Genomic DNA, 21,807 nt, shown 5'->3' on the forward strand with positions numbered 1-21,807 from the left:
TGAACGAGTCGAGTGGAAAGAGGTGGGTTGATGACCGTCGTAGTGGTCGCGGCCATGCGCAGCGAACTCCGGTGCATCCCCCTTTCCCCTTTCCTCCGGGCATCCGGCCGGGCCTGATCACACAGCTGGGCCTCGTCGGCCGGAGCCCCCGTTCCAAGGGTTCACGTTGACCGACAACAGCACCTCCACCGACAGCGACGTTTTCACCGACGGCGACACCTTTACCGGCGACGCCCTCACCCGCGACGCCTTCACCGAGGCCTTCTTCGCCGTGCACCGCGGCCTGCCCCGGCAGGCTCCGGGCTCCGATGCGAGCACCCGCCGGCTGCTGTCCCTGTGCGGACCGCTGCCCGAGCGGCCGCGCGTCCTCGACCTGGGCTGCGGTCCGGGCCGCAGCGCCCTGCTGCTCGCCGCAGAGGCGGGCGGTGCCTCCGGCGCCGAGGTGACCGCCGTCGACCTGTACGCCCCCTTCCTCGAAGAGCTCCGCGGGGCCGCCGCGGCCCGCGGGCTCGCCGGCCGCGTCCGCACCGTCGAGGCGGACATGGGCGCACTCACCGGCGAGGACTTCGAGGACGGTTCCTTCGACCTCGTCTGGGCGGAGGGCTCCGCCTACATCCTCGGCTTCGACGCCGCGCTCGCGCGGTGGAAGCGGCTGCTCGCCCCGGGCGGCACCCTCGTCCTGACCGAATGCCAGTGGACGGTGCCCGAGCCGTCCACGGGCGCGCGTGCCTTCTGGGACCCGCACTACGCGCTGCGCACCACGGCCGGCAACCTCGCGGCCGCCCAGGCCGCCGGGTACCGGGTGCTCGGCGTGCACCACCTGCCCGACTCGGACTGGGCCGAGTACTACGAACCGCTCGCCGAGCGGGTCCGTGCCCTGTCCGGCGCCGGCGCCGACGCCCCGGCGATGGCGGCGGCCCTGGCCGGGACCCGCGAGGAGCTCGCCGTACGCGAGCGGCACGGGCACGAGTACGGCTACACGGGTTACGTCCTGCGCCCGGTGACGGCCGGGGACGGCGACGCCTGACCCACCCGCCCGGAGACCGCTGCCGACGTGGCCGCCGTACGGGAGTCCCCGTTCGGGGCCTGACGTCCGCGCGGCGCCAGGTGATGTCGCACGTGATGTGATCCGCCCCTCGTCGCCTAGCACGCGACGGGGGGCGGACATGCGCGGATCTCCGAAGTGGGGACAAGCCTCTTTTGTACGGCAGACTGAAGGCCGGAGTCCGAAGCGAAGGATGGGTATGCCGACCACACCAGCCACCGCCGCGAACAGCGCGTCCAACGGCACCGGTACTCAAGAACCGATCATGCTCGAACTGGTCGACGAGTCCGGCAACACCATCGGCACGGCGGAGAAGCTCTCCGCCCACCAGGCGCCCGGGCAGCTGCACCGGGCGTTCTCGGTGTTCCTCTTCGACGAGCAGGGCCGTCTGCTGCTCCAGCAGCGGGCCCTCGGGAAGTACCACTCCCCCGGCGTCTGGTCGAACACCTGTTGCGGTCACCCCTATCCCGGGGAGTCGCCGTTCGCGGCCGCGGCCCGGCGGACCCACGAGGAGCTGGGGCTGTCGCCCTCGCTGCTCGCGCAGGCGGGGACGGTGCGCTACAACCACCCGGACCCCGCTTCGGGCCTGGTGGAGCAGGAGTTCAATCACCTGTTCGTGGGACTCGCGCAGACCGCCGTGCGGCCGGATCCGGAGGAGGTCGAGGCCACTGCCTTCGTCACCGCCGAGGAGCTGGCCAAGCGGCACGCCGAGGTGCCGTTCTCGGCCTGGTTCATGACCGTGCTGGACGCGGCGCGGCCCGCGATCCGCGAGCTGACCGGCGACGCGGCCGGCTGGTAGCCCGGACGCCGTCCCGCCGAGGCCGTCCCGTTGTGGGCCGTACAGCCGTACGCCGTCCCGCTCGTCCGCCGCTCAGCCGGCGGCCGGCGGGGTGGCGAGCGGCAGGGCCGCCCAGATGACCTTGCCGCCGGTCGAGGTGTGCTCGACGTCGCAGACCCCGCCGGCCTCCAGCGTCACCTCCCGTACGAGGAGCAGACCCCGGCCGCCGGTCTGGCCGAAGTCGGCCTCCAGCGCCTTGGGCCGGTACGGGTGGTTGTCCTCGACCGCCACCCGTACCCACTCGCGGCCGATCGCGACCTCGACCGCGACCTCCGGCGAGAGCAGGGCGGCGTGCCGGACCGAGTTCGTCACCAGTTCGGAGACGATCAGGAGCAGGGAGTACACGAGGTCCTGGTGGGCCGGCACCCCTTGGCGCCCGAGCAGGTCCCGGACCGCCCGGCGGGCCTGCGGAACGGATTCTTCTACCGCGGGCGCCGTGAACCTCCACACGCCCTCGTACGCGAGGGGGTCGGCCGGAGCCTCCGGCTCCCCCTCCCTGGCTGGCGGGACACTCCCGCTGACATCCATCTTCCGTCCCCCGTCTTCACGCTCGATCGTCTCCACGCGTCAAGAGTGGGGAACGGGCAGGTCCGGGCCGGACTGCTGACCAGAAGTCAGCGTCATTCGGACACATTCTGACCACTGGCGTATGACAGAGTCAGTTGTTCGACTGTTCCTGATCTTCTGCCGGACACTTCGCGGCCGGCTCGCGGGCCCCGTCCACCGGGACCGTCCCCCGCGACTCCTCGTCTTCCCTGACCAAGCCCAGGATGCGGCGGACTCCCCTGCCCAGGGCGATCAGGCTCCGGCCGTCGAACAGGAGGGCGAGGGAGAAGAAGGTTCCGATCACGTACAGACTGTTGCCGGGCCGGTTGGAGAGGATCAGGACCCCCGGCAGGACCCCGAAGGCCCCTGCCCGCGGCCCCGGCCGGCCCCGATACGGTCTGCACGGTCTGTGCCCATGGACGCGCCACCTCCTCGCGCCCCCGGACGGACTCCCTTGATCATGGGTATGACCGCCCGGGATAGCATCCGGCGCATGGACGCAGACCTCGACGCCACCCTCCTGCACACGGTCGCCGACGGGGTCGCCACCGTCGTCATCTCGCACCCCGCCAAGCGCAACGCGATGACCGCCGCCATGTGGCGGGCGCTCCCCGACCTGCTGACGGCCCTCGCGGGCGACCCCGCGGTCCGGGCGCTCGTCCTGACCGGTGCCGGACCGACCTTCTGCGCGGGCGCCGACATCTCCTCGCTGACCGGGGACGAGGATCCGCGGGCCCTGGCCGTGACGGCGGAGGAGGCCCTGGCCGCCTTCCCGAAGCCGACGCTGGCGGCGATCCGCGGGTTCTGCGTGGGCGGCGGGAGCCAGCTGGCTGCGGCCTGCGACCTGCGCTTCGCGGAGGAGGGGGCGTCGTTCGGGGTGACCCCGGCGAAGCTGGGCATCGTCTACCCGGCCTCCTCCACCCGCAGGCTCGCCTCCCTGGTCGGCCCGGCCTGGGCCAAGTACCTCCTCTTCTCGGCGGAGTTGATCGGCGCGGACCAGGCGCTGCGCGCCGGGTTCCTGAACGAACTGCTGCCGGCCGGGCAGCTGGACAAGCGGGTCGCCGAGTTCACCCGGATCCTGGCCTCGCGCTCGCAGCTGACGCAGGCGGCGGCCAAGGAGTTCGCGGACGGCCGGACGGACCGGGACGGGCACTGGGACGCCCGGGCGGCGGCGAGCGACGACGCCGCGGAGGGCGTCGCCGCGTTCCTGGAGCGCCGGGCGCCCCGCTTCACCTGGACGCCGTGAGGCGCTGACGGCCCGGCCTACACCAGGGGGTTGTTCGCTCGCAGCCGGGCGACGAGCCCGGCGGGCGCCTTCTCCGGGGAACCGGCGTCGTAGGGCGGCTGGGGGTCGTACTCGGTCATCAGCTGGACGGTCTGGGCGACCTCGTCCCCGGCGATCCTGCCGAGCAGGGCGAGGCCCATGTCGATCCCGGAGGACACGCCGGCCGCGGTGACGTACTTCCCGTCGAAGACCACCCGCTCTCCGGTGGGCTCGGCCCCGAACTGCGGCAGCTGGTCGAGGTAGAGCCAGTGGCCTGCGGCCCGCCGCCCGTCGAGCAGGCCGGCCGCGGCGAGCAGCAGCGAGCCGGTGCAGACGGACGTGGTCCACGTGCTGGTGGCGTCGACGGCCCGCAGCCACTCCGTGACGGCGGGGTTCTTCATCTCCACCTCCGGGTGCGGCCCGCCGGGCACGAGCACGATGTCGGGCCGGGTGACCTCGTCGAGCGCCTTGTCGGCGACGAGCGCGAGCGAGCCGTTGTCCGTGCGCACGGGTCCGGGGCGCTCGGACACGAACACGACCTCGGCGCCCGGCAGCCGGCCGAGGGTGTCGAAGGGCCCGATGGCGTCGAGGGCGGTGAAGCGGTCGTAGAGCAGTACGGCGATCTGCATGGCTCCTCCGGAGCGGTCGATGTGTGTGGCGTTCTCTGGCTGTCGCATCGGCGCTAGCCGGCCCGGGGTGCGCCGAAGCGGCGGCGGTACTCCGTCGGGGGCTGGCCGAGCGTCCTCACGAAGGCGCGGCGCAGGGCCTCCGGGGTGCCGTACCCGCAGGCGCGGGCGACCTGGGCGATGCCCGCGGAGCCCACCTCCAGGAGGCGCCGGGCGTGTTCCACGCGCACCCGCTCCACGTACCGCCCCGGGGTCACCCCCGTCTCCGTCTGGAAGGCCCGCGCGAAGTGGCGCGGCGAGAGGCGGGCCCGCGCGGCGAGCGCCTCGACGCTGAGGTCGCCGTCCGGGTGCTCGGTGATCCACTGCTGCACGTCCCGCAGCGGCTCCCGCCGGGCCGTCTGGGCCGCCAGCTGCGCGCTGAACTGCGCCTGGTTGCCCGGCCTGTGCAGGAACACCACCAGGTGCCGGGCGATCGTCAGCGCGACGTCCTTCCCGTGGTCCTCCTCCACCAGCGCGAGCGCGAGGTCGATCCCGGCCGTGACCCCGGCCGAGGTGGCCACCGGTCCGTCCCGTACGTAGATGGGGTCGGGCTCCACCGCCACGGCCGGGTAGTCGCGCGCCATCTGCTCGCACACGTACCAGTGCGTCGTCGCCCGCCGCCCGTCCAGCAGCCCGGCTTCGGCCAGCAGCAGCCCGCCCGTGCACACGGACACCAGCCGCTCCGCGCCACCCCCGTGGGCGCGCAGCCAGTCGGTGAGCCGCGGCTCGAAGTCGCCCGTGTACCGGCCCCCGGGCACCAGCAGCGTGGTCCCGGCGCCCGGCCGGGCGCTCTCCAGGTCCGCGTCCGGCACCAGCGTCAGCCCGCTGCTGGTACGGACCGGCGCTCCAGCCGGAGACACCGTTCCGATCGTGTAGGCGGGCAGCGCCGGGAACCGGGCCACGGCGGCGAACACCTCCACCGGCCCGGTCACGTCCAGACTCTGCACCCCGTCGTAGAGGAGGACGAGCACGTTTCGCGACGACATGACCCCATGGTGTGACGCGGGCCCCGATGGCCGCAATGACGTGCTTCCCACCTATACGGCCATCCGGGGGGGTGCCGTCCGCCGGATAGGATCGGCACATCATGACTGCAACCCTCGTCGCCAAGAAGCTCACCGCCGCGCACGGTGAGCGCACGCTCTTCGCCGATCTCGACCTCGTCGTCGCCCCCGGCGACGTCATCGGCCTCGTCGGCGTGAACGGCGCCGGGAAGTCCACCCTGCTGCGCCTGCTCGCCGGGCTGGACACTCCCGAGACCGGGGAGCTGCGGCTCTCCCCGCCGACCGCCGCCGTCGGCCACCTCCCGCAGGAGCCGGAGCGCCGGCCCGCCGAGTCGGTCCGCGACTTCCTGGCGCGCCGTACGGGTGTGGCCGCCGCGCAGGCGGAGCTGGACGCGGCGACGCAGGGGCTGGTGGACGGGACGCCGGGCGCGGACGATGCGTACGCGACCGCGCTGGACCGGTGGCTGGACCTCGGCGGCGCCGATCTCGAGGAGCGGGCCGAGGAGGTCGCCGCCGAGCTCGGCCTCACGGTGGGCCTGGACCTGCCCATGACGGCGCTCTCGGGCGGTCAGGCGGCCCGCGCGGGCCTCGCCTCGCTGCTGCTGTCCCGCTACGACGTCTTCCTCCTCGACGAGCCCACCAACGACCTGGACCTGGACGGCCTGGAGCGGCTGGAGCGGTTCGTGAAGGGGCTGCGCGCGGGCACGGTCGTCATCAGCCACGACCGAGAGTTCCTGACCCGGACCGTCACCAAGGTCCTCGAACTGGACCTGGCCCAGCAGCAGATCAACCTCTACGGCGGCGGCTACGACGCGTACCTGGAGGAGCGCGAGCGCGCCCGCGACCACGCCCGCGAGGAGTTCGAGGAGTACGCGGGCAAGAAGTCGGCCCTGGAGGGCCGCGCCCAGATGCAGCGCAACTGGATGGACAAGGGCGTGCGCAACGCCCGCCGCAAGGCCTCCGACAACGACAAGATCGGCAAGAACCTGCGCGGCGAGTCCAGCGAGAAGCAGGCCGCCAAGGCCCGCCAGACGCAGCGGGCGATCGAGCGGCTGGAGGTCGTGGACGAGCCCCGCAAGGAGTGGGAGCTGCACATGGAGATCGCGGCGGCCCCGCGCTCCGGCTCGGTGGTGGCCACCCTGCGCGAAGCGGCCGTCAAGCGGGGCGACTTCACCTTCGGCCCGGCCAGCCTGCAGATCGACTGGGCGGACCGGGTGGCGATCACCGGGGCCAACGGCGCCGGCAAGTCCACCCTCCTCGCCGTCCTGCTGGGCCGGCTGGCCCCGGACTCGGGCTCCGCGACCCTCGGCTCCGGCGTCCTGGTCGGCGAGGTGGACCAGGCCCGCGGCCTGTTCCTCGGCGACGAGCCGCTGCTGGAGGCCTTCTGTGCGGCGGTCCCGGAGACCGAGCCGGCCGAAGTGCGTACCCTGCTGGCCAAGTTCGGCCTCAAGGCGGCCCACGTGCTGCGCCCGGCGGCCACCCTCTCCCCCGGCGAGCGCACCCGTGCCGCGCTGGCGCTGCTCCAGGGCCGCGGGGTGAACCTGCTGGTCCTGGACGAGCCCACCAACCACCTCGACCTCCCGGCGATCGAGCAGCTGGAGTCCGCCCTCGACGCCTACGAGGGCACCCTCCTCCTGGTCACCCACGACCGCCGCATGCTCGACGCGGTGCACGTGACCCGCCGCCTCCGGGTCGAGGACGGCAAGGTCACCGAGCTCTAGGCCGTCTCCGAGGTGACGGCCCGGGCCGACTGCCGGTGGTGTCACGCCGGGCGCAGCGTTCGCGGGCCTCGCGGACCGGAGCGGCGGCGGCCTCGTCCTCGGGCGGCAGCCAGGCGGCGAGCAGCTCGTCGGCCGTGTCCGGCTCCGCCCGGTAGCGCACCGGGGCGCCGCGCTCGCGGACCGGCAGGCCGACGAGTACGGCGTACGCTGCGGGCAGGCGGCCGGTGTCCGGCTTGCGGCTTGCGGCTTGCGGCTTGCGGCTTGCGGCTTGCGGCTTGCGGCCGACGCTGAAGGCGGCCCCGCTGCCGATGCCGCCCGGCGGGCCCGTGGACCGGCCCGGCAGGTCGCGGATGTGCTCGCCCGGCTCGTCCAGCGTCACATGGACGTCGAACACCGCGGCGAGGTCGAGGGGTTCCCCGAGGAATTCCTCATCGCCGGGGGCGAGGTCGCCCCACCGTTCCTCGGCGGGCGGCAGACCGGACCGCAGGGCCGCGCGGGCCCGCTCCACGGCGCGCTCACGTGTCCGCCGCGGCCGGGGGCCGGCGTCTGCGGGCCAGCTTCCGGGCCACGAAGGCGCGCGGGAGGTGCCGGACCGCCAGGGCGTACGCCTGGTAGCGGCGGCCGGTGATGCTGACCGGGCGGCGCAGGGCCAGGTCCTTCAGGGCCTGGGCGACCACGGCCTCCGGTTCCAGCCAGACCGCGTCGCGCAGCGCGCTGACGTCCATGCCGGCGCGCTCCTGGAACTCGGTGCGGGTGAAGCCGGGGACCACGGCCAGCACCCGGACCCCGTACGGCGCCATGTCCACCCGCAGCGACTCGCTGAACGCGGTGATCCAGGCCTTGGCGGCCCCGTACGTGCCGGTCGGCAGGAGCCCCGCGACCGAGGAGACGTTGAGGACCGCGCCCCGGCGGCGTTCGCGCAGGCCCGGCAGGACGGCGTGGGTGAGCCGCAGCGGGACCTTCACGAGCAGGTCGAGCATCCGCTCCTCGTCCTCGACCGGGCTGTACGGGAAGGGCGCGGGCAGTCCGAAGCCCGCGTTGTTGACCAGCATGTCCACGGGCCGGGACCGGTCGGCGAGCCGCTCGGCGACCGCCGCGCAGTCCCCCGCGTCCAGCAGGTCGGCGGGCAGCACCTCGCACTCGGTGCCGTACTCGCGGCCCAGTTGGGCGGCGACGGCTTCGAGCCGGTCCTTGTCGCGGGAGACGAGGACCAGGTCGCAGCCCTTGGCCGCGAAGCCGCGGGCGAAGGCCGCGCCCAGTCCGGCGCTGGCCCCGGTGATCAGTACGGTGGTTCCTGCGGTGGTCAAGACGGGTTCACTTCCTTGTGCTGACGGACGTGGTGCCGGCGGGAGAGGCGTAGGCCTGGGCCACGTCGACGAGGAACCGGGCCTCGTCCGCCAGGTCCCCGCCCTCCTGCGAGGTGTGGATCGAGGCGGGCAGCTCCAGCGCGGCGGCCTCGCCCGGCTGCCCGGGCCGTCCGTCGAGCTTCGCCTGCCGCGCCTCCTTCAGTACGCGGGCCAGCGCGGCCGCGCCGGCCCGCTGCTCGGGAATCCCCTGTCCGGCGGCCTGGCCGCGGGCCCTCTCCAGCGCGCCCGGGGCCACGTACTCCCCCAGGATCAGGATCGCGTCGCGCGTCTCGATGACCTTGCGGTAGACGAGCAGGTTGCGCGGGACCGGCGGCCACAGCAGCTCCACCACCCGGCCGGCGCGCGGCTTGTTCAGGGCCACGTGCGGGACCGCTTCGACCAGGTCGCGCCAGAGCGGCCACAGCCGCCAGGCGGTGGCGCTGTCGGCGGCGGTGCGGCGGAGGGTGAACAGGGTGGGCACGAGGATCGCGGCGGCGCGCAGCAGGCCGTGCAGGTTCATCAGCAGCGGGAGGGCGGGCATCGCCCAGGTGCTGCCGAACAGGGCCTTGAGCAGGTAGGCCAGCCAGAACAGTCCGGCGAGCGCGGTGCCGAGGCCGAACAGGCGCAGTCCGGCGGCAAGGCCCCGGCTCTCGGTGCGCCGGCTGTAGCGCCAGCACAGGGCCACGCAGACGGTGTTGGCGATGACGTGCGCGGAGATCAGGACCAGCCAGTACGCGAGGGAGGGCACCGGGTCGCCGACCGGCGGCATGGTGTGGGTGCCGTGGCCGGGGGCGGCAGCGTCCAGGGCCAGGAGTGCGCCCAGCCATGCCAGGGTGGCGATCCAGGAGCCGAGTTGGAGCCGGCGGCCGCGGGTGGCGGCGGCGACGAAGTAGAGCACGGCGCCCGCCGACAGTACGCCGATGAGGTTGCGGACGAGGCCGATGGTGTGAGCGTAGCCGGCGCCGCGGTTCATCGCGTAGGTGACGACGTCCGGGAGGTTCAGGGTCATCGCGGCGGCGGCGGTGGCGACGGCCAGCCACAGGCCGCGCTGCTGGGGGGAGCGCAGGGCGCCGGGGGCGCGGAGCAGGACCGCGGCCCACAGGCACACCACGCTGGGGACGGCGAGCCAGTCGCCGAAGGCGGTGAGGTCAGCTGCCATCGTTGCCCCGCTCGTAGCCCATGGCCGACTCCAGCCGGGCCAGGGTGCCGCGGTCCCGGCCGGCCCGGCGCGGGCCGGCGTTCGCCGTGCGGATGCGGATCATGCTGGCGAGCATCTCCGCCTCCTGCTCCTGGCGGGTGGTGTAGTTGGTGCGCCCGAGCACGGTGGGGGCCTCGCCGTCGGTCTCCTCGCCCTCCAACGAGTTGTGCCCGAAGAGGATGTGGCCGAGCTCGTGGAGGACGATGTGCTCCCGGTGCAACGGGGTGGTCTGCGCCTCGTAGAAGACGTAGTCGACGCTGGCCGTGCCCACCCACAGACCGCAGACCCCGGACTCCGCCGCCTCCTTCGGGAGCGGGTGGAGGCGGATGGGGCGGCCCCGCTGCTCGGCGATCCGGTTGACCAGCACGTCGAGGGAGAAGGGGTGGGTCAGATCCAGATGGCCGAGAATGTTCTCGCACCGTTTGCGAATGCTGAGTTGCCGGTGGGGCATGTGATCCCTCTTCGGACCCTTTCCGGGGCAGCGTCGGTAGGCGTGTATGGGCATGGGCATGACGTCCTGTGCCTTCAAGGCGGCCTCGGGGAATGCGGTCCTGAGGGGGAAACACGGAAGCCCGTCCGCCGGATGACGAACGGGCGTTCCACCATGCCTACAGATCTTGTACGCGAGTTGGCAAGACAAGTCCCCAGGTGGGGAAGCTATTCGGCCACCGCGTACGAGGACCCTGACGCGCCGGGTGGCTGCAAGCCGCCCTTGACGGCGCCTACCGCTTGCGGCGCTCCTCGGGGGCCGTGAGGCCCGCGCGGCGCAGCGCGTCCGCCATCGCGCTGTTCGCGGGTGCGGGGGCGCCACCGCCGCCCTGGCGCCGGCCCTGACCGGCCTGGCCCTGGCCTCCTTGACCCTGGCGCTGGCCCTGGCCGCCTTGGCCGCCCTGGCCGCGCTCGCCCTGGTTGCGGCCACCCTCTCGGGTGCCGCCGCCTGCGCCCCGCTGCTGCGGGGGACGGCCGCCGCCGGAGCCGCCGCCCCGCCGGTCCTCGCGCTGCCTGGGGGCGCCCGCGCCGCGCTCGGCCCCGGCCTCGTCCTCTAGGCGCAGGGTGAGCGAGATCCGCTTGCGCGGGATGTCCACGTCCATGACCTTCACGCGGACGATGTCGCCCGGCTTGACCACGTCCCGCGGGTCCTTGACGAAGTTCTTCGACAGCGCCGAGACGTGTGCCAGGCCGTCCTGGTGGACGCCGATGTCGATGAAGGCACCGAAGGCGGCCACATTGGTGACCACTCCCTCCAGGATCATCCCGGGGGCCAGGTCGCCGATCTTCTCCACGCCCTCCTTGAAGGTGGCCGTCTTGAAGGCGGGGCGCGGGTCGCGGCCCGGCTTCTCCAGCTCGCGCAGGATGTCGGTGACCGTGGGCAGGCCGAAGGCCTCGGTGACGAACTGCTCGGGGCGCAGGGAGCGCAGCACGGAGGTGTTGCCGATCAGGGCCGCCACCTCGCCGCCCGCCGTCTTGCCCATGGCCCGCACGACCGGGTAGGCCTCGGGGTGCACGGCCGAGCCGTCCAGCGGGTCGTCCCCGCCGCGGATGCGCAGGAAGCCCGCGCACTGCTCGTACGCCTTCGGGCCGAGGCGGGCCACGTCCTTGAGCCCCTTGCGGCTGCGGAAGGGGCCGTTGGCGTCGCGGTGGGCCACGATGTTCTCGGCGAGGCCGCCGCTGATGCCCGACACGCGCGAAAGCAGGGGCGCGGAGGCCGTGTTGACGTCCACGCCGACGCCGTTCACGCAGTCCTCGACGACCGCGTCGAGCGAGCGCGAGAGCTTCACCTCGGACAGGTCGTGCTGGTACTGGCCGACCCCGATCGACTTCGGGTCGATCTTGACCAGTTCGGCGAGCGGGTCCTGCAGGCGGCGGGCGATGGAGACGGCACCGCGCAGCGACACGTCCATGCCGGGGAGTTCCTGGGAGGCGAAGGCCGAGGCCGAGTACACGGAGGCGCCCGCCTCCGAGACCATCACCTTGGTGAGCTCCAGTTCGGGGTGGCGCGTGATGAGGTCCCCGGCGAGCTTGTCGGTCTCGCGGGAGGCGGTGCCGTTGCCGATGGCGACCAGCTCGACCGCGTGCTCCTTCGCGAGGCGGGCCAGCTTGGCGAGGGACTCGTCCCACTTGTTGGCGGGCACGTGCGGGTAGATCACGTCCGTGGCCACGACCTTGCCGGTGGCGTCCACGACGGCGACCTTCACGCCGGTACGGAAGCCCGGGTCCAGGCCGAGCGTGGCCCGGGTGCCGGCGGGCGCCGCGAGCAGCAGGTCGCGCAGGTTGGACGCGAAGACCCGTACGGCCTCGTCCTCGGCGGCCTGGCGCAGCCGCATCCGCAGGTCGATGCCGAGGTGCACCTGGATCTTCGTACGCCAGGCCCACCGGACGGTGTCGCCCAGCCACTTGTCGCCCGGCCGGCCGCGGTCCGCGACCCCGAAGCGGCGGGCGATCATGCCCTCGTACGTGGACGGGCCGGCGGTCGCCGCGTCTTCGGGGGCCTCGGGCTCCAGGTTGAGGTCGAGGACGTCCTCCTTCTCGCCGCGCAGCATGGCGAGGACGCGGTGCGAGGGCAGCGCGGTGAACGGCTCGGCGAAGTCGAAGTAGTCGGCGAACTTGGCGCCCGCCTCCTCCTTGCCCTCGCGGACCTTCGCGGCGAGCCGGCCGCGGCCCCACATGCGCTCGCGCAGTTCGCCGATCAGGTCGGCGTCCTCGCCGAACCGCTCGGTGAGGATGGCGCGGGCGCCTTCGAGGGCGGCTGCCGGGTCGGCGACGCCCTTGTCGGCGTCGACGAACGCGGCGGCCGCGGCGGCCGGTTCCACGGACGGGTCGGCCAGCAGGCCGTCCGCCAGCGGCTCCAGCCCGGCCTCGCGGGCGATCTGCGCCTTGGTGCGCCGCTTGGGCTTGAAGGGGAGGTAGATGTCCTCCAGCCGGGCCTTGGTGTCGGCCGCGTTGATCCGGGCCTCCAGCTCGGCGTCGAGCTTGCCCTGCTCCCGCACGGAGTCGAGGATCGCCGCGCGCCGGTCCTCCAGCTCGCGCAGATACCGCAGCCGCTCCTCGAGGGTGCGCAGCTGGGCGTCGTCGAGCATCTCCGTCGCTTCCTTGCGGTAGCGCGCGATGAACGGCACGGTGGAGCCGCCGTCGAGCAGCTCGACGGCGGCCTTCACCTGCCGCTCCCGTACGCCGAGCTCCTCGGCGATCCTGCCTTCGATGGACATCGTCACGATCGGGTCCCGCCTGCCTTCGTTTGCACTGGAAGGCTGCCAATTGTGGCAGGTGGCGGTGACGGACGGCGGGAGCCCTGTCCGTCAGCCCTTGCCCATGAGGTCCGCGGGGAAGGCCCCGGCGGTCACCGCCTTGATCACGAGGGCGCCGCCGAGCTCGGTCAGGCGGGCCACGCCGTCCTCGCCGAGGTGCTCGTACGGGGCGGCGTCGAGGCGGTCGGTGTCGTCCTCCAGCCGCTCGCGCAGGGCGACGCCCTGCGCGGTCAGCTCGCCGGCGGCGTCGAGCACGCCGCGCTCGCGCAGCCGGTCGGCCGCGGCGTCCAGGTCCTCCTGCCCCCAGCCGCGCATGCCCTTGAGCCACTTCGGGGTCATGCCCTTGCCGGTGGCGGTGTGGCTGACCAGTGCCTCGACCGGGTCCAGGCCCGCCAGGAGCAGGGCGGCGAGGTGGCCGTCGCCGCGGTGCTCGCGCAGCAGGGTGGTGGCGTGCCACAGCCGCAGGTGCGGCTCCTGCGGTACGGGGAGGTCGGCGTGGGCCGCGTAGAGGGTGCGGGCGTGCCGGGTGCAGCCCTCGGTGGCGCGCATCGCCAGGTCGGCGGCCTCGGCGAGTTCGGGCGAGGCTATGGCCTCGGCGCCGAGGAGCCGGCGCAGGGAGCCGTCGGCGGCCCGCAGCCGGGCGGCCAGGGCCTCCTCGGGGGTGGTGGTCTCCCAGACGGCGGGCAGGTGCCGGGCGACCAGGTCGTGGCGGTAGTTGTAGAAGGTGGCGGTGACCGCGCCCGCCCCGACGGCGCCCATCGCGGCCGACCGGTGGGCGAGGTTGACGGCTACCGGGTCGGTGACGCCGAGGGCGGCGAATTCCTTGGCGATCTCCGGCGAGAAGTACACGGTGGCGTGCAGCGGGTTGATCGCGGCGTGCCAGCAGCGACGGGCGGCGAGCAAGGGAAAGGTCATGCGCCGCACGCTACCGACTGTTCGGTACGCCGGGTAGGGCGACGGCCCGTGGTGCGCGTCTCACCACGTGGACGCCTCCCCCGCGTCCCCGGCCGGCCGCACCCCGGCGTCCGCGTCACCGCACATCGCCTGCCCGTACAGGGCCTTCAGCGCGTCGTCGACGGGGTGGTGCTGCGGCTCCCCGGGGCCGTCCGGCCCCTTCCACCTCTGGAGGTTGACCGCGACGGACATCTGTCGCCCGCCGTCGGCCCGGGTCAGGGAGATCGTGCCGGCGCCCCAGACCGTGCCGTCGTGGCCCCAGAAAGTGCCGCAGTCCCGGATGACGACCTTGTGCAGACCCAGGCCGTATTGGATCGTCGATCCGTCCAGGGCGACCACCGGGACCGTGCGCTGCATCTGGGCAAGCGAGGACCGGCTGACGATCTTCCCGTCGAGCAGCTTGGCGTAGAAGCGGTTGAGATCGTCCATGGTCGATACGAGGGCAGCCCCCGTCCCCGTCCAGGACATGTCGTAGACGCTGTAGTCGCGCGGCGGGTCGTTCAGGCCCCACAGGGCCTCGTACATCCGCGAGTGCGGTCCCTCGATGCGCGGCCCGGTGGGAAATCCGGTGTGCCGGAGCCCGGCGCGCTCGATGACGTTCCGGGTGATGTACTCCTCGGCCGTGGTACCGGTCACCTGCTCCAGGAGCTGGCCGAGGAGCAGGTAGTTGGTGTTGGAGTACACCCCCGGAGTGGCTCCGGGCTCGCTCGCGGGAGGCGCGTTGACGCCCATCGCGATCAGCTCGGCCGGGTGGAACCGCCTGAAGCGGTTGTCGTCCAGGCTCTTGGGCGACATGTCCTTCAGCGAAGGGAACGCCTCGCGGATGTAGTCGGGAAGGCCGCTGGTGTTGTTGAGCAGCATCCGGACCGTGATCTTCCTGCCGCGTTCCCCCGGTACCAGCTGCGGCAGGTGGTCGCCGATCGGCGCGTCGAGCCGGATCCGGCCCTGCTCGACCTGCTGCATGACCGCCGCGGCGGTGAAGGTCTTGGTGATGCTGCCGACGCGCTGGCGCATGTCGGGCCTGACGGGACGGCCGGTCCTGATGTCGGCGACCCCGGAGGCTCCGCGCCATGTCCGGCCGCCGTCGCGCACCTCGGCGTACACTCCCGGGACTCCCGCCTGGTGGACACCGTCCAGGGCGGACTCCAGCTCCGCGGGATCGAAAGCGGTCGACGGGCTCGCGGGAGCCGCCGACGCCGTGCCCGCACAGAGGCTCAGTGCGGCCATGCTCGCGCATACCGCCAGTCGGATCTTCAACACGTCCGTCCTTTCGTCATCGGTGAGTTGGTGTCCGCGGCTCATGCGGCGAGGGCGCGCCGCAGCGCCGCGGCGAGCTCGGCGTTCTGCCGCTGCGAGACCTCGGCGGACAGGATCGCCTGGGAGCCGTGGAAGGTGCCGGGCCACTGGTGCAGTTCCACGGACACGCCCGCCTGCAGGAGGCGCCGCGCGTAGTCGATGTCCTCGTCGCGGTTCGGGTCGAACTCCGCGGTGGCGATGTACGCGGGTGGCAGGCCGGACAGGTCGGCGGCCCGCGCCGGGGCCGCGTACGGGGTGGCGGGCCGGGAGCCCAGGTAGTGCCGCCAGGCCGCGGCGATCTGGTCGCGGTTGAACCAGGGGGTGTCGGTGAAGTTCCGCGCCGACCACGTCTCCTGGCGGTCGTCCAGTCCCGGCTGGTTGAGCAGTTGGAAGCGGATCGCGGGCCCCTGCTCGTCACGGGCCCGCAGCGCGGTCGCGGCGGCGAGGTTCGCACCGGCGCTGTGTCCGCCGACCGCGATCCGCGCCGGGTCGACGCCGAGTTCGTCCGCGTGCCCGGCCGTCCAGTCCAGTACGGCGTAGGCGTCGTCCAGGGCGGCCGGGAACGGGTGCTCGGGCGCCAGACGGTAGCCCACCGAGATCACCACCGCCCCGGAGAGGCCCGCGATCCGGGCGGCCCAGGGATGCTCGGTGTCCAGGTCGCCGAAGACCCCACCGCCGCCGTGCAGCCAGACGACGGCTCCTTGCGCCCGGTGCGGACGGTAGATCCGCACCGGCACGTCCGGGTCGGCGGACACCGTGCGGTCCTCGACCTCCATGTCCGAGGTGTCCGGCGCCGGCGCTGCGGCGGCGCGCTCGGCGAACTCCTTGCGTGCGGTGACCGGGTCGCTCAGGTCCAGCGGAGCGAGCAACGGGACGAATACTTCGAGTTCGGGATCCATGACGCCCATCCTCACGGCCCGCACCCGGGCGGGTCGTCCGCCGTCCGTCGCGCGTCCGGCCCCGATCGCGCGCCGAACGGCGCACCGGCCGCTGCCTATCCTTGCGCCATGGAGGCACTGGCCGTTCGGCTGTCGGGACTTGATTCGTACGCCGAGGGTGCGATCCGCGTCGTCGCGTTCTACGACACGCTGATGCGCCGGCGCGTGGACCTCCCGGCGCTCGCCCGGGCCTCGGCGGGCCTGGCCGAATGCGTGGCGGGGTTCCGGCTGCATGGCACGGGGCGGGTGGTCCGCGTCGCGCCCGACGGCGGACAGGTGTCCGCCCCGCCGCCCGCCGCGTCCTCCACGGCGCCGATCACCCTGGACGAGGAGGAGGTCGGCACGGTGTGGCTGGAGCGCCCCGGCCCGCCGAACCCGCTCGACGACGTGCTCCTGGACCGGCTCGCCCTCGCCGCGGCCGCGGTCGTCGAACGGTACGGCCCGGCCCCCACCACCATGGCCGACCCCGCGCTCGTCGAGCTGGCGATCAGCTCCGACGGCGACGAGGCGGGCCGGGCCCGGGCGCTGCGGCTGCTGGGTTTCGCCGCCGACCAGCCGGTCCGCGCCGTCGCCGTGCGGTCGCGGCTGCCGCTCGACCGGATCGGCGCCCTGGCGTGCCCGGCCCGCCCGGTGAAGGCGGCGACGGTCGGCGACGTGGGCGTCGTCCTGGCCGCCGCCGTCGACCCGGCCCGCTTTCCGGCGGACGTGCGCGCGGGCATCGGCGCCGCCGGCAGCCCCGACCGCTCCTGGCGGCAGGCCCGCACCGCCCTGCGCTTCACCACCGCGCGCGAACCCGTCGTCCGCCACGAGGACCTGGGCGCGCTGGCCCTGCTGGCCGACGTACCCCGGGCCGCGGCGCGCGCGAACACCGACGTGGCCGCGGTCGCCCGCGTGGCCGCCCACCCGGAGGACCTGGCGACGCTCGACGCCTACTGCGCCACCGGCTCCCTGCGCCGGGCCGCCGACCTCCTCCACCTCCACCACAGCAGCGTCGCCCGCCGGATCGACCAGATCGGGAAGGCCCTGGGCCTCGACCTGACCAACCCCACCGCCCTCCTGCGGGCCACCCTCGCCCTCACCACTTGGCGCCTGCTCGACGACTGAACCGCCCCCGCTCCGCGCCGGGCGGTGAAACCCGTTTGGTTTCCGGGGGCGCGGGTCGCGACGATGGACGACCGCCGTGCCGGTCCGGGACGGCGTCCCTGTGTGCCGTTCCCGGAGGCTCCCCGTATGACTGCCGTACCGACCGTCCGGCGCGTGTTCGGCGATGGGCCGTTCGCCGAGATCGGCAGGCCGAGGGCGGCCGTCGCCGACGACCGTTCGGACCTGGTCGCCGTGGGCGGTCACGTGGGCCGGCTGCAGTGGAACGGCCGCGGCAGCGGCGACCGGCGGTGGATCGAGCACCGGATCGGCGTGTACGAGCGGGACGGCCTGCGGTGCCGGCACCTGGTGCCGTCCCGCGAAGAGGTGAACTGCCTGGCCTTCCACCCCGTGCTGCCCCTGCTGGCCGTCGGCACCGGGGGGTACGACGGCGGCTACTCCTTCACGGGCGAACTGCTGCTGGTCCGCCTGGACACCGGTGAGGCCGTGTCCGTACTCCCGTACCCGCGCGAGGTGGTCCGCGTGGAATGGCAGAGCCCGACCGCACTGCGCCTCACCCTGGCGCCCTGCGACGACTGGCAGGACCCGGGCGCGCACCGGCAGGCGCACACCGCCGTGATCGAGCGCCCCGACTGGGCCCGTGTCGGGCACCAGGGCGTCGCCGCGGCGGAACTGAACGCCCCCGCGGCGGAGTTCGACCGCGCGGACCCCGGCCCGGACGCCCGCCGGATCCTCCGCGGCCTCGCGGCCCGGGCCGGCCGGGAGTGGACCCCGCGGACCCGGGTGGGCGCGGTCGAGGCTCTGCCGGACGGACGGGTCCTGGCGGCCCTGGACGGTGTCCTCGCCGAGGCGTGGCTCCCCTCGGGGGAACGGCAGTGGGCGGTCCCGGACGCGGAAGGCGGCCGCGGGCTGCTCCTCGTCCCGGACCGAGCCCCGGACGCGGTCCCCGGCGCGGCCTCGGTCCGGGCCTCGGTCTGGGCCAACGCGGAACGGCTGCGCCCGCCCCACCGCGCGGAGCACCCCGCTCCGCGGGTCGCCCGGCTCTCGGCCGACGACGGCAGCGTCCTGGAGACCGTGCCGGTGGACCACCCCGTGACCCTGGTCGCCGGCGGCGACCGTACGTTCCTGCGGCCGGTGGAGCAGTACCGGGGCGTTCCGTGGACCCTTCTCTCCCCGGGCCCCGACGGCCCGGTGGACGGCCCCTCGGGCACGGGCTTCCTCCACGACTTCCAGGTCCGCCACGCCACCCGGCCGTACCTGCTGGTGGGTTTCGACCCCCGCAGGCCGTACCACGACAAGTGGGTCACGACCGTCGGCCCGGACGGCACGCTCCGCCGGCTCTTCCCGCACGCGCCGGAGCCCGGGGGGCCGCACGCGAGCGGTCCGGCGGCCGAGACCGGGCAGTCCCTCGTGTACGCGGGCACGGGCGGCCGAAGTGACGAGTCGTACGTCGTGCGGCGCTCCCTGACCGACGGGAGCGTGCTGTGGCGGTACCGGGCCGACTCGCCCGCCACCGCCCTGGACACCGACGGGGAGCTGGTGCACGTCGCCCGGAACGACGCCACCCTGGTGACGCTGGACGCCGCCGACGGCTCGGTGCGCCGGCGTACGGAGCTGCGGGTCCACGGTCTCCCCACCGTCGCGCTGTCGCTGGTGGTGGCACCCGCACCCGCACCCGGCGGCGGACTGTACGCCGGGACCGCCGACGGACGGATCCTGCACCTCGTCCCCACCCCACCCGCACCCCGCCCATGACGGCGAAGGCCTTCCGCCGGTGCGTCAGGCCCGGTGCGTCAGGCCCGATTCGGCCGATCCCGCGCGCCCGGGACGGCTCCCGGGCGAGGCGCTGCCCGTCCTCGGCGCGCGTCCCGGCCTCGCTCGCCCGCGCTCCGGCGGGGCCGTGGGACGGCGGCTGCGCCGCAGGTCACGGGCCCCGGGCGGGGCCCGGGCGGGCCGCGCCGGGCCGTCGGCGGAGTGCGCCCGGCGCGCTGCGTCCCCGGCGCACACCCCGCCGTGTCCGCCCTACCGTGACGGCCGAATGGCGATCGTGTGACAGCAGGGGCCATGGACATGACGTGAGCGATCACGGGTGAATACGGTCGAGCCACAAGACCTGGAACCGACCTGCCTCCCCTACCACTTGGAGTCATTCGTGCACCGCAAAGTCATCGCCCCGAGCGTGCTCGCCGCTTCCCTGCTGCTGGTGATCCCGGCGTCGGCGGCGAGTGCCGGTCCGGGTGCCCCGGGTATCGGCGACCCCTATTACCCGGCCAGCGGCAACGGCGGATACGACGTGTCCCACTACGACCTGCGCCTGCAGTACCAGCCCAAGACGGACCTGCTCGAAGGCACCGCCACCCTCCTCGCCACCGCCAAGCAGGACCTGTCCCGCTTCAACCTCGACTTCGGCCTCCAGGTCAGCGAGATCCGCGTCAACGGCACCAAGGCGAAGTTCGCCACGTCCGGCTCCCACGAGCTGGAGGTCACCCCGGCGAAGCCGCTGGCCCGCAACACCCCGCTGACCGTCGTCGTCAAGTACGCCGGGAAGCCCTCCGAGTTCAAGGTGGACGGCTGGACGGCCTGGCAGCGCACGCCCGACGGCGGTGTGGCGGCGCAGGAGCCCGACTCGGCGGCCTGGTGGTTCCCGAGCAACGACCACCCGCTGGACAAGGCCACCTTCGACGTCTCCGTCAACGTCCCCGACGGCACCCAGGCCATCAGCAACGGCGTGCTCCAGTCGCAGACCTCGCGCCTCGGCTGGACCCGGTACAACTGGCGGTCCAACAAGCCGCAGGCCACCTACCTCGCCACCCTGGCCGTCGGCAAGTTCGACATCACCACCGACACGACCGCGAGCGGGCTGCCGATCGTCAACGCCTACAGCAAGGACCTCGGCGACAACGCGGGCGCGGCGCGCGCGAGCGTGGAGCGCACCGGCGAGGTCACCGAGTGGCTGGAGGGGGTCTTCGGCCCGTACCCCTTCAACGCGCTGGGCGGTTACGTGCCGAACGTGAACGCCGGCTACGCGCTGGAGACGCAGACCCGGCCGTTCTACGGCCCGCGCCAGTTCCAGAACGGCGCCAACGTCTCGGTGGTCGTGCACGAGCTGGCCCACCAGTGGTACGGCGACAGCGTGTCCGTCGAGGGCTGGAAGGACATCTGGATCAACGAGGGCTTCGCCCGCTACAGCCAGTGGCTGTGGTCGGAGAAGGAGGGCGAGGGCACCGCGCAGGAGCTCGCCGACTGGGCCTACGCCCTGCGCCCGGCCGAGGACGCGTTCTGGCAGGTCAAGCCGGGTGACCCGGGTCCGGAGAACCAGTTCCACGGGGCCGTCTACGACCGCGGCGGCATCGCCCTGCAGGCGCTGCGCAACGAGATCGGCGACGAGAAGTTCTTCCAGATCCTCAAGGGGTGGCCGACCGAGCGGGCCTACGGCAACGCCAAGGTCGGGGACTTCGTGCGCTACGCGGAGAAGGTCTCGGCCAAGCCGCTGGCCCAGCTGTTCGAGACCTGGCTCTACACCCCGGGCAAGCCCGACGCGTCGGCCCTGAACCCGGCGGCCGGCAAGCCCGCGGCCGGCCGCTCACAGCAGGCCGCTCCCGCGAAGCCGGCGAAGCCCGCCGCGGAGCCGAAGTCCTGGAAGAAGATCGCGGAGACGAACACGGTCCACACGCACGACGAGCACTGAGTCCCGTCAGCGGGCGGCGGCGCGCCATCGGGCTCGCGCCGCCCGCGCGATGGGCAGGTACCGCAGCCGCTCCGGCAGCAGCGGTACGAGGAGCCGCAGGGCCGTGCTGAACCCGCGGAGCCTGCGCTCCTGGGCCGGGCTCCACTCCAGCCCGAGGGCGGCCCGCGCCTCGGGCGGCATGTACCCGACGGTGACGAAGGCCCGCAGGTGCAGGAACGCCGCCCGCAGGGCGGGCCAGGTCAGCCGCAGCAGCAGGCGTACGGCCGGGGAACCGGCCTCGGGGCGGGGCAGCGGCACATCGGTGGCGATCAGCTCACGGGCGACCTTGGTGGGCTCTATCTCCTCGGCCAGCATCCGGCCCCAGTACGTCCAGTACTCCTCGACGCTCTGCGGCATGTCCCGGTCGTGGATGCCGAGGATCCGGCCCACCTGCAGCCACTCCCGGTAGAGCTGCCGCTCCTGGGCGGGGGTGAAGCGGCGCAGCAGGTAGCGCCCGGCGTACAGGTAGACGGGGAAGCCGGTGGCGTGCACCCAGGAGTAGCAGGCGGGGTCGAGGGAGTGGTAGCGGCGGCCGCGGGTGTCGGTGCCCTGGATCTCCTTGTGCAGGCGGCGGACCCGGCGGCCCTCCTCGGCGGCTTCCGCCCCGCCGTACACCCACAGCTGGACCGAGCGCAGCGAGCGCTCGCCGCGGCCCCAGGGGTCGGTGCGGAAGACGGAGTACTGGTCGACACCGGCCCCGATCGCGGGGTGGGCGACCTGCAGGGTGAAGGCGGCGGGCAGCATCAGCAGGGCCCGGACGTCGCCGGCGATGGTCCACAGCACCCCGCCCGGGGGCGGCGGCTCGGGGTCGGTGCGGGGGCGCGCGGGGCGGCTTTCGGACGCGTGGGCTGCCGTGCTTTCCATGTCACCAGTATGCGAGAGCCAGATGGCCCCGAGCCGGACAGAAAGTCGCTGCACG

At 73.8% G+C, this 21,807-nt stretch carries 19 protein-coding genes and 1 pseudogene; 7 read left to right on the plus strand and 13 right to left on the minus strand.

Going from position 1 to position 21,807, the window contains the following annotated elements; translation table 11 throughout:
• Positions 1-271 precede the first annotated feature (271 nt).
• Together IF88_RS40495 and idi are read left to right on the plus strand one after the other, a co-directional pair.
• Positions 272-1,024, plus strand: a pseudogene (locus tag IF88_RS40495) (class I SAM-dependent methyltransferase); the annotation flags it as partial.
• A 220-nt stretch (positions 1,025-1,244) separates the two neighbouring features.
• A complete protein-coding gene (idi, locus tag IF88_RS0118265) occupies positions 1,245-1,844 on the plus strand; it encodes an isopentenyl-diphosphate Delta-isomerase (protein ID WP_030712872.1) in 600 nt (199 codons plus the stop codon).
• Positions 1,845-1,916: 72 nt separating this feature from the next.
• On the opposite strand, the gene IF88_RS0118270 is transcribed toward idi, so the two are convergent.
• Positions 1,917-2,411: an ATP-binding protein gene (locus IF88_RS0118270; RefSeq protein WP_051837113.1), complete on the minus strand. Its 495-nt coding sequence runs from the start codon at positions 2,409-2,411 to the stop codon at positions 1,917-1,919.
• A 130-nt stretch (positions 2,412-2,541) separates the two neighbouring features.
• Positions 2,542-2,733 carry a hypothetical protein gene (locus IF88_RS0118275; protein ID WP_051837098.1) on the minus strand — a complete coding sequence of 64 codons (192 nt, stop codon included), beginning with the start codon at positions 2,731-2,733 and terminating at the stop codon, positions 2,542-2,544.
• A gap of 189 nt (positions 2,734-2,922) precedes the next feature.
• On the opposite strand from IF88_RS0118275, the gene IF88_RS0118280 reads away from it, so the two are divergent.
• Positions 2,923-3,675 carry an enoyl-CoA hydratase/isomerase family protein gene (locus IF88_RS0118280; protein ID WP_030712881.1) on the plus strand — a complete coding sequence of 251 codons (753 nt, stop codon included), beginning with the start codon at positions 2,923-2,925 and terminating at the stop codon, positions 3,673-3,675.
• A gap of 17 nt (positions 3,676-3,692) precedes the next feature.
• Here IF88_RS0118280 and IF88_RS0118285 read toward each other — a convergent pair whose 3' ends face one another.
• Positions 3,693-4,322 (minus strand): DJ-1/PfpI family protein, encoded by a 630-nt coding sequence (locus IF88_RS0118285; RefSeq protein WP_030712890.1) that lies wholly within the window; start codon positions 4,320-4,322, stop codon positions 3,693-3,695.
• A 53-nt stretch (positions 4,323-4,375) separates the two neighbouring features.
• The gene (locus tag IF88_RS0118290) at positions 4,376-5,344 is read right to left on the minus strand and encodes a GlxA family transcriptional regulator (protein WP_030712893.1); all 969 of its coding nucleotides are present in this window, start codon (positions 5,342-5,344) and stop codon (positions 4,376-4,378) included.
• Positions 5,345-5,445: 101 nt separating this feature from the next.
• On the opposite strand from IF88_RS0118290, the gene IF88_RS0118295 reads away from it, so the two are divergent.
• On the plus strand, positions 5,446-7,083 hold the full coding sequence (locus tag IF88_RS0118295) for an ABC-F family ATP-binding cassette domain-containing protein (protein WP_030712896.1): 1,638 nt from the start codon (positions 5,446-5,448) through the stop codon (positions 7,081-7,083).
• Here the strand turns inward: IF88_RS0118295 and IF88_RS46570 are convergent.
• The 8 genes from IF88_RS46570 to IF88_RS0118335 form a co-directional block, all read right to left on the minus strand.
• Entirely contained in the window at positions 7,070-7,591 is a 522-nt protein-coding gene (locus tag IF88_RS46570) for a hypothetical protein (protein ID WP_030712899.1), read from the minus strand. The genes IF88_RS0118295 and IF88_RS46570 overlap by 14 nt on opposite strands.
• A gap of 7 nt (positions 7,592-7,598) precedes the next feature.
• Positions 7,599-8,390 carry an SDR family NAD(P)-dependent oxidoreductase gene (locus IF88_RS0118305; protein ID WP_037806222.1) on the minus strand — a complete coding sequence of 264 codons (792 nt, stop codon included), beginning with the start codon at positions 8,388-8,390 and terminating at the stop codon, positions 7,599-7,601.
• 7 nt (positions 8,391-8,397) lie between these two features.
• Positions 8,398-9,588, minus strand: coding sequence for an MAB_1171c family putative transporter (locus tag IF88_RS0118310; protein WP_030712903.1), 1,191 nt, complete (start codon positions 9,586-9,588; stop codon positions 8,398-8,400).
• Positions 9,578-10,078: an ImmA/IrrE family metallo-endopeptidase gene (locus IF88_RS0118315; RefSeq protein WP_030712909.1), complete on the minus strand. Its 501-nt coding sequence runs from the start codon at positions 10,076-10,078 to the stop codon at positions 9,578-9,580. Before IF88_RS0118315 ends, IF88_RS0118310 begins: the two co-directional genes overlap by 11 nt.
• A gap of 271 nt (positions 10,079-10,349) precedes the next feature.
• Positions 10,350-12,839: a Tex family protein gene (locus tag IF88_RS0118320; protein ID WP_030712911.1), complete on the minus strand. Its 2,490-nt coding sequence runs from the start codon at positions 12,837-12,839 to the stop codon at positions 10,350-10,352.
• 84 nt (positions 12,840-12,923) lie between these two features.
• Positions 12,924-13,787: an SCO6745 family protein gene (locus IF88_RS0118325; RefSeq protein ID WP_030712913.1), complete on the minus strand. Its 864-nt coding sequence runs from the start codon at positions 13,785-13,787 to the stop codon at positions 12,924-12,926.
• A 60-nt stretch (positions 13,788-13,847) separates the two neighbouring features.
• The gene (locus IF88_RS0118330) at positions 13,848-15,083 is read right to left on the minus strand and encodes a serine hydrolase domain-containing protein (RefSeq protein WP_420710986.1); all 1,236 of its coding nucleotides are present in this window, start codon (positions 15,081-15,083) and stop codon (positions 13,848-13,850) included.
• A gap of 41 nt (positions 15,084-15,124) precedes the next feature.
• Positions 15,125-16,021 (minus strand): alpha/beta hydrolase, encoded by an 897-nt coding sequence (locus IF88_RS0118335; RefSeq protein WP_030712917.1) that lies wholly within the window; start codon positions 16,019-16,021, stop codon positions 15,125-15,127.
• A 108-nt stretch (positions 16,022-16,129) separates the two neighbouring features.
• On the opposite strand from IF88_RS0118335, the gene IF88_RS0118340 reads away from it, so the two are divergent.
• From IF88_RS0118340 to IF88_RS0118350, 3 genes are all read left to right on the plus strand, one after another.
• Positions 16,130-17,164, plus strand: coding sequence for a PucR family transcriptional regulator (locus IF88_RS0118340; RefSeq protein WP_030712919.1), 1,035 nt, complete (start codon positions 16,130-16,132; stop codon positions 17,162-17,164).
• A gap of 126 nt (positions 17,165-17,290) precedes the next feature.
• Positions 17,291-18,916, plus strand: a complete 1,626-nt coding sequence (locus IF88_RS0118345) for a PQQ-binding-like beta-propeller repeat protein (RefSeq protein WP_030712921.1) — start codon at positions 17,291-17,293, stop codon at positions 18,914-18,916.
• A 397-nt stretch (positions 18,917-19,313) separates the two neighbouring features.
• Complete coding sequence (locus IF88_RS0118350; RefSeq protein ID WP_030712923.1) at positions 19,314-20,849, plus strand: M1 family metallopeptidase; 1,536 nt, start codon at positions 19,314-19,316, stop codon at positions 20,847-20,849.
• 6 nt (positions 20,850-20,855) lie between these two features.
• On the opposite strand, the gene IF88_RS0118355 is transcribed toward IF88_RS0118350, so the two are convergent.
• Positions 20,856-21,752 (minus strand): oxygenase MpaB family protein, encoded by an 897-nt coding sequence (locus tag IF88_RS0118355; protein ID WP_030712929.1) that lies wholly within the window; start codon positions 21,750-21,752, stop codon positions 20,856-20,858.
• Positions 21,753-21,807 lie beyond the last annotated feature (55 nt).

This window comes from Streptomyces sp. NRRL F-2580 (genome assembly GCF_000720115.1).
Lineage (GTDB): Bacteria > Actinomycetota > Actinomycetes > Streptomycetales > Streptomycetaceae > Streptomyces.